Annotated in this window: 13 protein-coding genes; 6 read left to right on the top strand and 7 right to left on the bottom strand. The window is 59.4% G+C overall.

Translation table 11 applies throughout. The features are described 5' to 3' along the window. Positions 1 to 192: 192 nt before the first annotated feature. Complete coding sequence (locus ACYQ54_RS20715; RefSeq protein ID WP_460085899.1) at positions 193 to 2199, bottom strand: methylmalonyl-CoA mutase family protein; 2007 nt, start codon at positions 2197 to 2199, stop codon at positions 193 to 195. Between the two features lie 277 nt (positions 2200 to 2476). On the opposite strand from ACYQ54_RS20715, the gene ccrA reads away from it, so the two are divergent. Beyond that, on the top strand, positions 2477 to 3772 hold the full coding sequence (ccrA, locus tag ACYQ54_RS20710) for a crotonyl-CoA carboxylase/reductase (RefSeq protein ID WP_460085897.1): 1296 nt from the start codon (positions 2477 to 2479) through the stop codon (positions 3770 to 3772). A gap of 140 nt (positions 3773 to 3912) precedes the next feature. Here ccrA and ACYQ54_RS20705 read toward each other — a convergent pair whose 3' ends face one another. Then, on the bottom strand, positions 3913 to 4587 hold the full coding sequence (locus ACYQ54_RS20705) for a class I SAM-dependent methyltransferase (RefSeq protein ID WP_460085896.1): 675 nt from the start codon (positions 4585 to 4587) through the stop codon (positions 3913 to 3915). Positions 4588 to 4868: 281 nt separating this feature from the next. Here ACYQ54_RS20705 and ACYQ54_RS20700 point away from each other — a divergent pair, with 281 nt between their 5' ends. After that, a complete protein-coding gene (locus tag ACYQ54_RS20700; RefSeq protein WP_460085895.1) occupies positions 4869 to 5405 on the top strand; it encodes a CAP domain-containing protein in 537 nt (178 codons plus the stop codon). 9 nt (positions 5406 to 5414) lie between these two features. Here the strand turns inward: ACYQ54_RS20700 and ACYQ54_RS20695 are convergent, their stop codons facing one another. Continuing rightward, positions 5415 to 5975: an SH3 domain-containing protein gene (locus tag ACYQ54_RS20695; RefSeq protein WP_460085893.1), complete on the bottom strand. Its 561-nt coding sequence runs from the start codon at positions 5973 to 5975 to the stop codon at positions 5415 to 5417. A gap of 201 nt (positions 5976 to 6176) precedes the next feature. On the opposite strand from ACYQ54_RS20695, the gene ACYQ54_RS20690 reads away from it, so the two are divergent. Further along, positions 6177 to 6668, top strand: coding sequence for a hypothetical protein (locus ACYQ54_RS20690; RefSeq protein ID WP_460085892.1), 492 nt, complete (start codon positions 6177 to 6179; stop codon positions 6666 to 6668). A gap of 21 nt (positions 6669 to 6689) precedes the next feature. Here the strand turns inward: ACYQ54_RS20690 and ACYQ54_RS20685 are convergent, their stop codons facing one another. Further along, positions 6690 to 7421, bottom strand: coding sequence for a glycoside hydrolase family 25 protein (locus tag ACYQ54_RS20685; RefSeq protein WP_460085891.1), 732 nt, complete (start codon positions 7419 to 7421; stop codon positions 6690 to 6692). A 180-nt stretch (positions 7422 to 7601) separates the two neighbouring features. On the opposite strand from ACYQ54_RS20685, the gene ACYQ54_RS20680 reads away from it, so the two are divergent. Next, positions 7602 to 8801 (top strand): cation:proton antiporter, encoded by a 1200-nt coding sequence (locus ACYQ54_RS20680; RefSeq protein WP_460085889.1) that lies wholly within the window; start codon positions 7602 to 7604, stop codon positions 8799 to 8801. Positions 8802 to 8871: 70 nt separating this feature from the next. Then, positions 8872 to 9681 (top strand): exodeoxyribonuclease III, encoded by an 810-nt coding sequence (gene xth / locus ACYQ54_RS20675; protein ID WP_460085888.1) that lies wholly within the window; start codon positions 8872 to 8874, stop codon positions 9679 to 9681. A 26-nt stretch (positions 9682 to 9707) separates the two neighbouring features. Here xth and ACYQ54_RS20670 read toward each other — a convergent pair whose 3' ends face one another. Then, positions 9708 to 11750 carry a caspase family protein gene (locus ACYQ54_RS20670; protein WP_460085887.1) on the bottom strand — a complete coding sequence of 681 codons (2043 nt, stop codon included), beginning with the start codon at positions 11748 to 11750 and terminating at the stop codon, positions 9708 to 9710. A gap of 158 nt (positions 11751 to 11908) precedes the next feature. Next, on the bottom strand, positions 11909 to 12883 hold the full coding sequence (locus ACYQ54_RS20665; RefSeq protein WP_460085885.1) for an NADPH:quinone oxidoreductase family protein: 975 nt from the start codon (positions 12881 to 12883) through the stop codon (positions 11909 to 11911). Between the two features lie 164 nt (positions 12884 to 13047). Here ACYQ54_RS20665 and ACYQ54_RS20660 point away from each other — a divergent pair, with 164 nt between their 5' ends. After that, complete coding sequence (locus ACYQ54_RS20660; protein ID WP_330560956.1) at positions 13048 to 13593, top strand: RNA methyltransferase; 546 nt, start codon at positions 13048 to 13050, stop codon at positions 13591 to 13593. Positions 13594 to 13655: 62 nt separating this feature from the next. Here ACYQ54_RS20660 and ACYQ54_RS20655 read toward each other — a convergent pair whose 3' ends face one another. Beyond that, a complete protein-coding gene (locus ACYQ54_RS20655; protein WP_460085884.1) occupies positions 13656 to 14228 on the bottom strand; it encodes a sigma-70 family RNA polymerase sigma factor in 573 nt (190 codons plus the stop codon). Positions 14229 to 14303 lie beyond the last annotated feature (75 nt).

Here is a 14303-nt window from a genome sequence, read left to right as displayed (position 1 = left end):
TTCCTGCTTAGACCCGCACTAAGGGAAACTACTAATGACCAAGTATAAATAAACCTTGAACCTGTCGGAGAAACTGACGCAGACAAGACTACGTCAGCCGCAACCGAAAGTTTATCTGGCACGGGAATAATCGATGCACGACGCAGATAATACTTACATCAGAACACTCGTCACTTCAGGCAACTGAATGTTTCAAGCGGCCTTTTCCGCACGGCTGCCAACAATTCGCACAACATCCGCCATGATGTCAGTGAGCTGAAAATCCTTTGGCGTATAGACCGCGGCAACACCCTGTGCCTTCAGCCGGGCAGCGTCTTCGTCTGGAATGATCCCGCCGACAACAACCGGGATATCGTCCGCCCCGGCAGCCCGGAGCCTGTCCATCACGTCGCGCACCAGCGCCAGATGCGAGCCGGACAGGATCGAAAGACCGATCACGTGGACATCTTCTTCCACCGCTGCGTTGACGATCTGGGCCGGAGTCAACCGGATCCCCTCATAGACCACTTCCATGCCGCAGTCGCGCGCCCTGACCGCAATCTGCTCCGCACCGTTCGAATGCCCGTCCAGCCCCGGCTTGCCGACCAGGAATTTCAAGCGGCGGCCGAGTTTCTCCGAAACCGCCTCCACGTCCGAGCGGATGTCGGCCAATGTGCCGGCGGTGTCCCGCACGGCCTGGCCGACACCGGTCGGTGCCCGGTATTCGCCAAAGACTTCGCGCAGCGTCCGGCCCCATTCGCCTGTGGTCACGCCTGCCCTTGCCGCGGCAATCGAAGGCTCCATGATATTGCGGCCTTCCTGGGCAGCCGCCTTCAGATTCGCCAGCGCGGTGTCGACCGCGGCGCTGTCTCGTGCCTCGCGCCAGGCCTTGATCTTCTCGACCGCTTCTTCCTCGACATGCTCGGAAACGGTCAGGATGCCGCCGTCTTCACCTGCGGCCAGCGGCGAAGGCTCGCTGTCCGTCCAGCGGTTCACGCCGACCACCACCTGCTCGCCGCCCTCAATGCCGGCCAGACGCGCTGAATTGGATTCCACAAGCTGGCGCTTCATGTAGCTGCTGTCGACCGCGGCGACCGCGCCGCCCATGGCATCGATCCGGGCAAGCTCTTCCCGGGCCTGCGCCTTCAGTTCCTCCACTTTCCGGGTAATTTCGGCAGACCCGTCGAAAATGTCCGCGTATTCCAGAAGGTCCGTCTCATAGGCAACGATCTGCTGCATCCTCAGCGACCACTGCTGGTCGAACGGCCGCGGCAGGCCCAGCGCCTCGTTCCAGGCGGGAAGCTGCACCGCACGGGCACGCGCATTCTTGGACAACACCACCGCCAGCATCTCGATCAGGATGCGGTAGACGTTGTTTTCGGGCTGCGGCTCGGTCAGGCCGAGGCTGTTGACCTGGACCCCGTAGCGGAAGCGGCGGTACCGCTCGTCCTCGACCCCATAGCGTTCCAGACAGATCTCGTCCCACAGTTCGGTGAAGGCGCGCATCTTGCACATCTCGGTAATGAACCGCATGCCCGCGTTGACGAAGAAGGAAATGCGGCCGACGGCCTTCGGAAAATCCTCGTCGGGAATGGCACCGCTCGCCTTGATGGAATCCAGAATGGCCACCGCCGTCGCCAGCGCGAAGGACAGCTCCTGCACCGGTGTCGCGCCTGCTTCCTGCAAATGATAGGAGCAGACGTTCATCGGGTTCCATTTGGGCATGTTGGAATAGGTCCAGGCGATGACATCGGTCGTCAGCTTGAGCGACGGCGCCGGCGGAAACACATAGGTGCCCCGGGACAGATATTCCTTGATGATGTCGTTCTGAGTGGTGCCGGACAGAAGCGTGCGGTCGGCCCCCTGCTCGTCGGCGGCGGCTATATAGAGCGACAACAGCCAGGGCGCAGTCGCGTTGATCGTCATGGACGTGTTCATCCGCTCCAGCGGAATGTCCTGGAACAGGGCGCGCATGTCGCCCAGATGGGCCACCGGCACACCGACCTTGCCGACTTCACCACGCGCCAGCGCATCGTCCGGATCGTATCCGGTCTGGGTCGGCAGGTCGAATGCAACGGACAGGCCGGTCTGACCCTTGGCAAGATTGCCACGGTAGAGCCTGTTCGATTCGGCCGCCGTAGAGTGACCCGCGTATGTCCGGAAAATCCACGGACGATCCTTCTCCGGCCGGCTCTCACCCGATGCACTCATGCCACTCATCCTCCTAAGGCGTTCTGCTGCCTGTTTTTTCTTGATTTCGCAGCACCGCGTCAGCCTGTTTCTCCCGAACAGTCGGCAGTGTGCCGGAGTTTACGCGACTGCGAAATCCCAATGTGCAATGCAAAATATGCTTGGCATCAAAACGCAAGTTAAGCAATAGTCGTATAGAACGGTGATTGTTTTTGAACAATAGTTGCGCAAAATCGGGTATTTGCCCGATTACGCCTTGTGCAAATGCGAAATTCTGAGGCCCAACAAAAGCCCTGGGAGGGGGAGAATGACAGCAAGCGCGGAAGCCAATGACAACCAAACGCGAGAGGGCGCGCCGGTGAAAGATCTTTATGAAATCGGAGAGATCCCGCCGCTCGGACACGTTCCCAAAAACATGTATGCCTGGACGATCCGCCGCGAGCGTCACGGCCCGCCGGAAGACGCCATGAAGCTGGAAGTCGTGCCGACCTGGGAACTCGACAGCTACGAGGTTCTGGTTCTGGTGATGGCCGCCGGCGTCAACTACAACGGCATCTGGGCAGGACTCGGCCAGCCGATCAGCCCGTTCGACGGCCATGGCGCCGCCTACCACATTGCAGGGTCCGATGCGTCCGGCATCGTCTGGGCCGTCGGCGACAAGGTCAAACGCTGGAAAGTTGGCGACGAAGTCGTGGTGCATTGTAATCAGGACGACGGCGACGACGAGGAATGCAACGGCGGCGACCCGATGTTCTCGACCTCCCAGAGAATCTGGGGCTACGAAACACCCGACGGATCCTTCTCGCAGTTCACCCGCGTTCAGGCCCAGCAGTTGATGCCCCGGCCGAAGCATCTGACCTGGGAAGAAAGCGCCTGTTACACGCTGACGCTCGCGACCGCTTACCGCATGCTTTTCGGCCATCATCCGCATGAACTGAAGCCAGGACAGAACGTGCTGGTATGGGGGGCGTCCGGCGGTCTCGGCTCCTACGCCATCCAGTTGATCACCGCAGCGGGCGCCAACGCCATTGGTGTCATCTCCGAGGAAGACAAACGTCAGTTCGTCATGGAACTCGGTGCCAAGGGCGTGATCAACCGCAAGGACTTCAAGTGCTGGGGCCAGTTGCCCACGGTCGGCTCGCCCGAATATGCAGACTGGTTCGCGGAAGCGCGCAAGTTCGGCAAGGCAATCTGGGACATCACCGGCAAGGGCAACAACGTCGATATCGTCTTCGAACACCCGGGTGAGGCAACCTTCCCGGTATCGACCCTGGTCTGCAAGAAGGGCGGCATGGTCGTCATTTGCGCCGGCACCTCCGGCTTCAACTGCACTTTCGATGTCCGCTACATGTGGATGCACCAGAAGCGCCTGCAGGGCTCACACTTTGCCCATCTGAAACAGGCATCGGCCGCCAACAAGCTGATGATCGAACGGCGCATCGACCCCTATATGTCCGAGGTATTCCCCTGGGACCAGATCCCGAAGGCCCACACCAAGATGTGGAAGAACCAGCACGCACCGGGCAACATGTCCGTTCTGGTGTGTGCCCCGACCACCGGTCTTCGCACCTATGACGACGTCCTGGAGGCGTCCACTCGCTGATCCGGCACCTGCCGCCCGCAAGTGATGCGCTTGAAAGCGGCCGGGCCAACAATCTCCCTGGAAGGCTGGGGGGCTTCGGCTCCGTTAGCCTCATGCAGCCTGGCCAGCCCGTGTCTCACGGGCTGGCCTTTTCCTTGAGATCACCCGGCAACGGCGACCCAGCCCCTGAAGGTGAAGGCAGAGTAGAAAGTCTCGACATCGACAAATCCTGCCTGCCTCAGCAAATCCGCGTCCTGCTCGGGGGCAAGCACCGGCAATCGCTCCTTCATTGCGGCCAGTCCGCTTTCGGTCAGCGACCGGGGCACCCCGGATTCGGCGGAAAACGCGGCGAACCGGGCAAGCCATCTGTCCTTGCCCGCAGGGTCGGTCGGAAAACTGTGATGAACCGCAACGAACACTGCGCCCGGTTTCAACCGGCGCCGAAGCTCCAGAAGGGTCTTCAACCGCTCGTCCTGATTGAGGAAATGCAGCGTCAGCAGGCAGGCCGCCCCGTCGAAGAGCTTGTCTGGCGCATCCTCAATATACCCCTCCAGCAATTGCACCCGCGCGCCCAGGGGACCAAGGTGTACGCGCGCCTTTTCCAGCATGTCCGCCGATGGATCCACACCGCAGAAACGCCAGTCCGGCTGCATCCGGGCAAAGGCCGTCAGCTCAACGCCGCCGCCGGCACCCAGTACCAGAATGGTCCCCTTTGCCGGCGCCCGCTCGGCCAGCAGAAGTCCGGCCATCTTGTGCATGTCGGCCAGGCCCGGCACCAGCCTGGCCGTTCTTTCCGCATATCCGGCAGTCGATGCATCACCCGAAAACAAAGACATGAATGGTTTCCCCAAGCATTACTCAGCTCAATGGCCCGTTCTGGCCGGGTGGCCAATTTTTTCATGTTACTTTATATGTAACTTGAAATCCGACATGCAAGAAACCGGCCTGTAATTTTCCGGGGCCTTGGCGTTGGGCGGTCTTGAGTGAATGGCTTGTGCACCGGTTTCCGAAGGGCGGCGCCGCAATTCTGCTCAACTGTCGTCCCATCACCTTCCCAAGTGAGGCGAATCATGTCCCTCACTGGAACTCAATTATCCTGAGCGGGAGCTTCAACAGCGTGGCTGACAAACCGATGGTCCATCGACCCCTGAAACTCGCCCTCGCCGGTGCGCTGCTGTTCTCGGTTGCCGCCTGCATGGGGGACCGTATGCAGACGCCCCCCTTCTACGAGGACATGGCGCGTGTCGATGGGGTGGTAGATGCGGCAACCGCCGCTCAGATGATCTCGCAGTACCGGATCAACAACGGATTGTCGCCGGTGACCGCCGATCCGCAACTGACGTCGATTGCCAAGTCCCAGGCCACTGCCATGGCAACGGCCGGAAACGTTCAGGCATCGCTCGCCCCGAACCAGCAACTGGCAACCCGTATGGCATCTATCGGCGAGCCGAAGACGGCAGCCGCCGAAAACGTCAGCGCCGGCTACCGGACCTTCGCCGAAGCCTTTTCCGGCTGGCGGGAAAGCCCGAAGCACAATCAGGTACTCCTGACGAAGGACGCGACCCGGCTCGGCATCGCAACGGCTTATGCGCCCAACGCCAAGCACAAGGTGTTCTGGTCGCTTGTCATGGCCGCACCGAAACCGGCGCAGTAGGACCTCTCCTCAATAGACGCGCGGTTCGAAATACCGTTGCGGATAACCGGGGAACGAATCCCAGTAGGGACGGATGATGATCGGCTGCGGCGGCGCGACCACAACAGGCGGCGCGTCATAGACCGGGCCAGGAGCATAGACGGGGCCCGGATCGACGGGCGGCGGATCATAGGGGGGATCACCCTTGTAGACCGGCCCGCCCCGATAGGCAGGCGCTTCCGCATAGATCGGATAATCCCGGTAGTAGCGCTGCACACCGAGATTGATGCCGGCACTGGGAATTGGCCGGCCATAGTAGATCCCTTCGCCGCCATAGCTCAGATATTTGCCTGAAACCCACCCTTTCACGTTGGTGAAGGCGGCGTCGCACCAGCCGAAATCGGCCGTACATCCGAATATGGTCACCCCGCCCCCACGCGGCACGGTCGCAATTACCGGATAATTGGTTCCCGGCCCGGCACGCATGTTGAGATTGGCCGTCGTATAGGCAATGGCCGGCCGTGATTGCGCGCTCGCCGGCAGCGCCATCATCACGATCGCGGCGAAGGCCAGCGAAAAGCGGGTCAACATGTTCAAAACTCCAAAGGTCTGCGCCCTGACGCTTTCAAGAAGCGGCTAGCATCATGGCAAAAGTATAGCGCTGCAGGCATCTCGGCTCCTTCTCACGCCAAATGGTGCCCGCCCCAGCTTGCGTCCAGCTTGCGTCTGGTTTGCGTTCGCTCGGCATTTCAGGCTTGATAGGCGCACAAACAGCCGGGGGGCTTGCTGGAAATGAAACGAACTCAATCTGTTGCGCCTGCAATGGCGCTTGCCGCACTGTGGCTTGCCGCTTCTCTTGCACCGGCAAGGGCCTTTGATGCTCATGCCGGATACTACTACCCCGAAGTGCAGACGCAGGAGGTCTACGTCTCCGGGCTGGAACTGGCACCGGACACCGGCAAACGCTCGCGGGCAGCCTTTGTCAGCGGCCTTGCGTCCCAGAATGCAAAGCTGGGGTATGCGCCCGGCTATCATCTGTTTGCCAAGGGCGGAGAGCTGGAGAAGCTGATTGTGGTCGCAACCGGCGACGGACGCTACGACACGCTGTTCAGACTGCGCGCCCTGCTCGCCTCACTCACATCGATGTCCCGCACAACCGAGCTGTTCGCGCGGTCGAACCAGCCTCAGGACCTGAACTTTCTCGACCTGTGCAAATTGATCGGCTTCACGCAGGTCACCGTCAGCAACGGCAAGGACGTCACACACCAGATCAAGGTTCGTTAGCGGGGTGACCTTCCGGTGCGGTCAGCGCTTCAGCTTGCCGTTCAGCCAGTCGCGGAATTGCGATTTCGTTCCGAAGAACGCATTCCGGTCGACATCGCCCTTCACACCCGGCACCCGGCCCTCGGCCGTATACTGCCAGAACACCCAGTCGTTACGCTGCTCGTAGATGTTGTTCGGGAAGCTCGCGACCGAGCGCAGCCAGAACTGCTCGTTCTTCAGCGCTCCCACCAGCCGGTCGCGGTGGAAGTCGACAGAGGAATAGATCACCGGGCGCTTGCCGTAGTGCCTTTCCATTTCGTCGAGGAAGATCTTCATGTCCCGCAGGATCTGCGGCCGCTCCGGCCTTTCCCGGCAGGTCTTGGAATGCGCATTCCATTCCATGTCGAGTACAAGCGGCAGGGCTTGCGGATCAACGGGAACGATTTCCTTCACCCAGGAGATCTGTTCCTCAACCGGGCGGCAGAAATAATAGAAGTGATAGGCGCCGCGCGGCATGCCTGCCTGGCGTGCGGCCACCCAGTTGTCGACAAAGCGCGGATCGACATGATCGCCGCCTTCCGTCGCCTTGATCCAGACAAAGGCGACGCCCCCCTGTTTGGCCGCGGCCCAATCGATATCGCCCTGCCACCGGGACACATCGATGCCGTGCACCGCGTAGTCTTCTGGTGTTGGATCCGGAAAGTCGTAAGCTGCACATGAGCTTAAAAATATGAACCCGAAAATGGAACAAAACGATTTCGCGATTGCCAGCACAGCGTCCTCGGCAGGGTTAAGAAAGGCTTTAAGTCACCGCACAAAATGCCCGGGATTTCCTAACGGAGCGTAGACGAATTCACGATTTCTCCGCGTTAACACGTATCTGTTATCGTGCAGGCAATCGAATAGGGCGGGATTGCGGCGGATCAAAGACATCTGGCCCGCTTCGCCCAATCTATGAGCATGGAAATTGCGACCACCCTGATCGCCATCGGCGTCCTTCTGCTGCTCGGCATGCTGGCCGACGAAATCGGCCACAGGACGCAGCTGCCGCGTGTCACGCTGCTGATCCTGTGCGGACTGGCCGCAGGCCCTGCCTTCTTCGACCTTCTGCCCGAGAACCTGACCCAGCTGTACGAGACCCTCTCCGTGCTCGCCCTGTCGATGGTCGCCTTCGTGCTCGGAGGCAAACTCTCCAGGGTACATCTGCAAAACAGCGGCCGAGCCGTCACGATCATTTCGGCCTCTGCCGTCGTCTCCACCGCAATCATCGTCTTTGCAGGTCTCGCCCTGCTCGGCTTCCCGCTGGAACTGGCCCTGATCCTGGCAGCCCTGGCCACCGCGACGGATCCAGCCGCCACCAGTGACGTCATTCGCCAGTATCGCGCCAAGGGGCCGTTCACCACCGTTCTGTCTGGCATCGTCGCCCTCGACGACATCTGGGGCATTTTGATCTTCGCGCTTTGCCTCATGGGCGCTCAGGCTCTCGTGGGAGGCGATGGGTCGGGCGCCTTGCTGCATGCCGCGTGGGAAATCATCGGATCGCTCCTGCTTGGCGCCATCGTCGGCCTGCCGGCAGGTTATCTGTCAGGACGCCTGCAGCCCGGTGATCCCACACTTGCCGAAGCCCTCGGCATTGTCTTTCTGACAGCAGGCCTCGCGCTTTGGCTCGATCTGTCTTTCCTGCTTGCAGGCATTGCCTGCGGTGCCATGGTGGTCAACACCGGTCGTCACCATTCCCGGCCGTTCTATGAAATCGAACATATCGAATGGCCGTTCATGATCTTCTTTTTCGTATTGGCCGGTGCTGCATTGCAGCCGGATTTGCTGGTGAAACTCGGGCTCCTGGGCGCCGCTTACGTTCTGCTGCGGCTTGCCGGACGTCTGGCCGGGGGCTGGCTGGGCGGCAAGCTCACCGGTGGAGCTGCATCGTCCAGAAGCTATCTCTTCGGCCTGTCGCTGCTGCCCCAGGCCGGCGTTGCGCTCGGCATGGCCCTGGTGGCAGCAGAAGTGCTGCCGCAGTTCCGGGACGAAATCCTGACCGTCGCCATAGGATCGACGATCGTCTTCGAACTGCTCGGCCCCACCGCCACCCAGCAAGCGCTCAAACGGGCCGGTGAAACCGGCAAGGCCGGGGAAGACGATACCGAGACCTGAAATCATTTGCACTCGGCCGCCAAATCCGTATGACTTGGCAAATCCCGCAACCAGCCTTGGCAATTTTCCCATGACCGACCGGATCAAACTCGTCACCTGGAACATCAATTCCGTGCGCCTGCGCATGCCGATTGTGGAACAGCTGATCGAGGAAGTGTCCCCGGACGTGATCTGTCTGCAGGAAACAAAGTGCCCGGACGCCAATTTTCCGGAAAACGCCTTCCGCAAGGCGGGATACGAACACATGGCCATTCACGGCCAGAAGGGCTACCACGGCGTCGCAACGCTCTCCAAGCTGCCGCTGAGCAACATCGAGAAGCGCGACTTCTGCCAGGTTGGCGACAGCCGCCATGTGGCTGCGGATGTGCCCTTCAACGGTTCCAGCATCCGGCTGCATAATTTTTACGTTCCGGCCGGTGGCGACGAGCCGGACCGCACGATCAACCCGAAGTTCGGCCACAAGCTTGACTTCATGAACGAAATGCTGGGATGGCTGAAAGGCGGGGAAACCGCAAAACCCGCCATTCTGGTCGGCGATCTCAACGTCGCCCCCTATGAGCACGATGTCTGGTCGCACAAGAAACTTTTGAAGGTCGTCTCGCACACGCCGGTCGAAACGGAGCTGTTCGAACAGGTGCGCGAAGCAGGCGGCTGGCTGGACGCCATGCGCCAGTTCACGCCGCTGGACGAAAAGCTCTACACCTGGTGGAGCTACCGTGCCAAGGACTGGGCCGCTGCCGACAAGGGCCGCCGTCTCGACCATGTCTGGGTCTCTCAGCCGCTTGCCCCGCATGTGAAAGGAACCACGGTGCTGCGCGCCGCCCGTGGCTGGGAAAAGCCGTCGGACCACGCGCCGGTGATCGCCGAATTCGCGATCTAAAACCTGTGCGCAGGAGGAAGGACAGGCTATTTGGTCTGTGTCTTCACCGGTTCTGGAGGAACCTCGATGACTGCGCTTTGCGCAATCTGCTGAAACCGGATCTGATCGGCAAAAGCCAGCCTGCGGTTCCTGCTGAACGGACCTTCTCCACCATAAACGGCGAACCCGACTTTGCGAGCCAATCGCACTTCATTCGGCTGCCCCTTGAACCAGTTCAGAAAACGCACAGGCTCACCGGTAACAGATCGCCAGCCCTCTGTGGAACTCCTGGCACTGCCTTTCTGAAAGTATCCAACCGTGGGACCATCGTGCCACGAACTGTCAGACACATAAAACCGAGTATCTTGACTGACGAGATCGTCGACAAACTTCTTTTCAGCCGCACTAGAGAAAACCACAAGGTGCCCTCCGGCAGACTCTGCCAAGCTCTCATAGGAATCCCAGGAACGATCTCCCTCCACCACGAAATAAAGCGAATTCCCAAAATAAGCGTAGAGCACGAGACGATTGTTAAAGATGCGCGCCCCCTTTATTAAGCGCGGATCACTTCTCGGGTCCAAGTCATTCACATCCAGATAGTCTGCAACAAACTGTCCTTGCTCACGTCCGAGTTTCAGCAGATAAGCCGCGTCTTCAGCGTGCAGGAAGCCAGTTGGCTCCTTGTCATTCTTGAATTGGAATTGCTTGATCGCTGCCCTTTGTTTGTACCCGTCAAGCCCCTCCCGGCTCGCTCCGGCATCGTAGCCCAAGACTCCGAGACCACGGAGAATGGCCTTTTTTTCCTGAAGCGTGAGACCGAGCGCCTCTTCCGCAGCACGCCCTTCCAGAACCAAGGAACCGTCCAGACTCCTGCCAGCAGCTGTCAGAACACGTTCAGACCTGAGATATTGCTGGGTCAGTTTATCAATATAGCCAGTCGGAGCCAGGCCCCATTCCCTTTGGAACGCCTGCAACGCGTGCCGAGTACCCTTTCCAAAAGCCCCATCGGCCGGTCCTGGGTCGTAGCGAAGGGCAGCCAAGACAAGCTGAACATCTCTCCGCTCGGATGCATTCAATGCAAGTGAGTTCTCAGCTTGTTCCGAAGAAACACTGACATCAAACACATATTCATTCGCCTCTGCCTCGACCAGCGCATCGCGCGCAAGGTCCGCATAATAACCGTCAGGTGTCTGATCCAGAAATCGTCGCCAAGCATCCGATGTGTTCGAGTTCCTCGCTGCATTAAAAGCAAGATAAATCGCATCCGAACTGCCGGTCAGATCACTCGCATTCTCCGGAAGACGATGGTTGAAGAAAAACTCCACCGACATTGACGACAAAATCTCTGGACTTTGTCGATAGTTGGTCGCCTCGCGCACATCCTTGATGACGCGCTTAAGCGCAATCGACACCTCTGCTGACGGTGTTCCGAGGTGTTGGATCAGGGCTTTCGCAAATGGAGAATTTTCACCTTCACCGTCCTCAGCAAGCCTGTTCGGTGCCGTTGCGAACATAACAAGCAATTCCTTGCCCGACCGGTCATGAAGTGCGCGTGACATCGGAGCAAGGCCTTTGGTAATTGTGGCTGATCGGGATCGGGACTCCACTTCTCTCAGTCGCTCAGTGAAGGGATTGGTTCGGCAAGCGTCCAGAAACACCATGTTGACGGGACTAGAGCCCTCCATCACTTCAATAATCTGATCTAGCGCGATTGTTTCTGATTGAACCTTGAAACGGCTATCAAGACTAGCATTGGTCGAAATCAGATAATTCTGTCCATCAACCTGTATCCCGTGGCCAGCGAAATAGAAGACCGCATGTGTTGCGCCTTCCAGTCGTTCCCTGAACTCCTCAAGGGTTTCGATGAAGCTCTGTTGGTCTGCATCCAGCGACAACAGAACATCGAAACCCAACTCCAACAGCTTGCTTTCAACAGCTTTGGCGTCATTCACGGGATTGTCGAGGTAGGTCGCATTGTCGTAGGAGCTATTGCCTATAACAAGTGCCACGCGCTTCTCGCTAGCCGCATGAGTTACGAAGCAGGGCAACAACCAAAAAGCAATTAAGCAAAGAAGGCTTTTTTTCAACATCGGCACCTCCGGGACAGCAATTCATTCCCATCGACGAGCCGCCGCAATAACCTCATCAGTCTATGATTTAAACAAGTTAATGGCTTTAAAAGGCAACCGGCGCGTCCAAGTAATAATACCTTCTCCAAGTATCTGCTAAAACCACCGTGAATGGAAGCTCAAGGCGTGACGATCACCTTGCCCTGTACCCGGCGCGCGGCGATTTCCTCGAGAGCCTGGGCGGTTTCCTCCAGTTGGTAGACACCGTGGATGTGCGGCTTCAGCTTGCCCTCGCCAACCCAGGACAGCAACTCAGACATGTTGCGGCGGTGGCCTTCAGGATCCCGTTCGAGCGCGGCTCCCCAGAAGACGCCACGTATGTCGCAGCCTTTCAGCATGACGATATTGAGCGGGATTTTCGGGATCTCGCCCGCGGCGAAGCCGATCACCAAAAACCGCCCTTCCCAGGCTGTCGCCCGGATGGCCTGTTCGGACAAGTCCCCGCCCACCGGATCGTAGACGACGTCGACACCCTTGCCGCCGGTCAGCTCCTTCAATGTTTCCTTGAGTGGCTGAACCGAATAATCGACCGTCATGTCCGCGCCAAGTGATCGGGCAAAGGAAAGCTTTTCCTCCGACGATGCGCAGGCGATCACCTTTGCGCCCATCACGGCGGCAATTTCCACTGCCGCCTGGCCAACCCCGCCCGATGCCCCCAGAACGGCGACTGTCTCGCCCGGCTTCAGTCCTGCGCGGTCGCGATAGGCATGCAGCGTCGTGCCGTAGGTGACGGTCAAACCCGCTGCGGTTTCAAAGGAAATATCCTCAGGCAGAGACACAAGATCAGCTGCGGCAACAACCACCTTTTCCCGCGCAGCGCCCCAGCGCATGTACCCCATGACCCTATCGCCGGCGGAATATCCCTCCACTCCGGAGCCGACCGCCTCGACCACACCGGCGAATTCGGCACTCGGTGAAAACGGCATTTCCGGCTTGTACTGGTACTTGCCCCTGATGATCAGCGTATCGAAGAAATTGAGCGCACAAGCCTTCACCCGCACCACGACCTCACCAGACCCGGCGACCGGGTCGGCAATGTCTTCGACAGTCAGACTGGAAGGCGGACCGAAGGTTTTGCAGAGACAGGCTTTCACGGCATCCTCATGAGATTGAACGGGCAAAGCGCCGATCGCGCTGTATTGGCCGAGACGTTAGCAAGCCATGCTCAAGGCGGGAATTGGCTTTCCGGATAAGCTGAAAACTTTCGGCCTTGGCGAAAGTCGGCTATGAGGCAGCCAAATCGAAAACGGACGAACTGATGCGCGGATATTTTGCAATCGGGGCCGAAGGCCTCTCGAAACGAATGAACCTGGGCACTTTGATGCGTTCTGCCCACGCCTTTGGCGCCAACTTTTTCTTCACGGTGGATGCCGACCACAAACTGCGCAAGGCACCACCCTCCGACACCTCCAAGAGCCCCGGACACCTGCCGGTCTTCACCTGGGACAGCGTTGACACGATGGACTTGCCCAGGGGGTGCCAACTGGTGGGCATCGAACTGACGGACGAATCGATCGAATTGCCGAGCTTCGGCCATCCGTTGCAGGCCGCCTACGTGCTCGGCCCGGAGCGAGGGTCTCTCTCGCCGCAGATGCTGGAGCGCTGCGACCATGTGGTGAAGATCCCGACCAAGTTCTGCATCAACGTTGCCATGGCCGGCGCAATCGTCATGTATGACCGTCACAGGGCCCTCGGCCGCTACGCCGATCGCTCGATCACCGCCGGCGGCCCGAAAATCGAACGGCCGAAACATGTCAGCGGCGGACCTGTGATGCGCACGGGCCGCAAGGTGCCGGGAACCTGACCCGGGGCACACCTGAGTCCCCCACCCTGTAAATCGGTTCGGGGGCATTGTCGCGAACCAGTTCAGTCCACATCCACGGACGAGTCGGTTTCCAGAAGTTGGCGCAATCGTCCGAAGGCCAGCCTGATACGGGATTTCACCGTCCCCAGCGGCAGACCGGTGTTTTCGGCAATCTCGCTGTGAGACTGCCCTGAAAAGAAGGCCAGGCGAACCACATCCCGCTGCTCTTCAGGCAACTGCGACAAGGCAGCGCGCACGCGTTTTTCCCGCAGCCGGGCATCCATTTCCTCCGCAATATCCGGCAAGGGCGTGGGCTGCAGGGACGGATCGTCCGGGTCGAGCGCTGCGGACTTCTGGCGGCGAATGCGGTCAATCCGCCGGTTTCGGGCAACCCGGAACAGCCACGTGCTGGCATTAGATTTTCTGGGATCGAACAGATCTGCCTTGCGCCACAGCGTCATCATGACGTCCTGGGCGACCTCTTCCGCCAGGGCTTCATCAGCGCCCTGTTTCATGAGATAGCCCTTCAGGCGCGGTGCGAAGTGATCGAACAGCTCCACGAAAGCCGCCTTGTCCCGGTCTTCCGCCACTTTGACAATGAGATCGGAAAAATACTGCACCTGCGTCAAAGACAATCAATCCCCCTGCCGATCCATCTTCTTTATCAGGTTCGGCACAATTCGAAAGGGGGGTCAAGCAGGTCTGCCACA

Source organism: Roseibium sp. LAB1 (assembly GCF_054658235.1).
The sequence above is the reverse complement of the archived record's forward strand: the minus strand, read 5'-3'. Positions and strand labels throughout refer to the sequence as shown.

Bases quoted from the DNA above. Each gene is read 5' to 3' on its own strand.
- xth (WP_460085888.1), top strand. From the start codon at position 8,872: ATGACCGACCGGATCAAACTCGTCACCTGGAACATCAATTCCGTGCGC.
- ACYQ54_RS20680 (WP_460085889.1), top strand. From the start codon at position 7,602: ATGAGCATGGAAATTGCGACCACCCTGATCGCCATCGGCGTCCTTCTG.
- ACYQ54_RS20695 (WP_460085893.1), bottom strand. From the start codon at position 5,975: ATGTTGACCCGCTTTTCGCTGGCCTTCGCCGCGATCGTGATGATGGCG.
- ACYQ54_RS20705 (WP_460085896.1), bottom strand. From the start codon at position 4,587: ATGTCTTTGTTTTCGGGTGATGCATCGACTGCCGGATATGCGGAAAGA.
- ccrA (WP_460085897.1), top strand. From the start codon at position 2,477: ATGACAGCAAGCGCGGAAGCCAATGACAACCAAACGCGAGAGGGCGCG.
- ACYQ54_RS20660 (WP_330560956.1), top strand. From the start codon at position 13,048: ATGCGCGGATATTTTGCAATCGGGGCCGAAGGCCTCTCGAAACGAATG.
- ACYQ54_RS20670 (WP_460085887.1), bottom strand. From the start codon at position 11,750: ATGTTGAAAAAAAGCCTTCTTTGCTTAATTGCTTTTTGGTTGTTGCCC.
- ACYQ54_RS20690 (WP_460085892.1), top strand. From the start codon at position 6,177: ATGAAACGAACTCAATCTGTTGCGCCTGCAATGGCGCTTGCCGCACTG.
- ACYQ54_RS20715 (WP_460085899.1), bottom strand. From the start codon at position 2,199: ATGAGTGGCATGAGTGCATCGGGTGAGAGCCGGCCGGAGAAGGATCGT.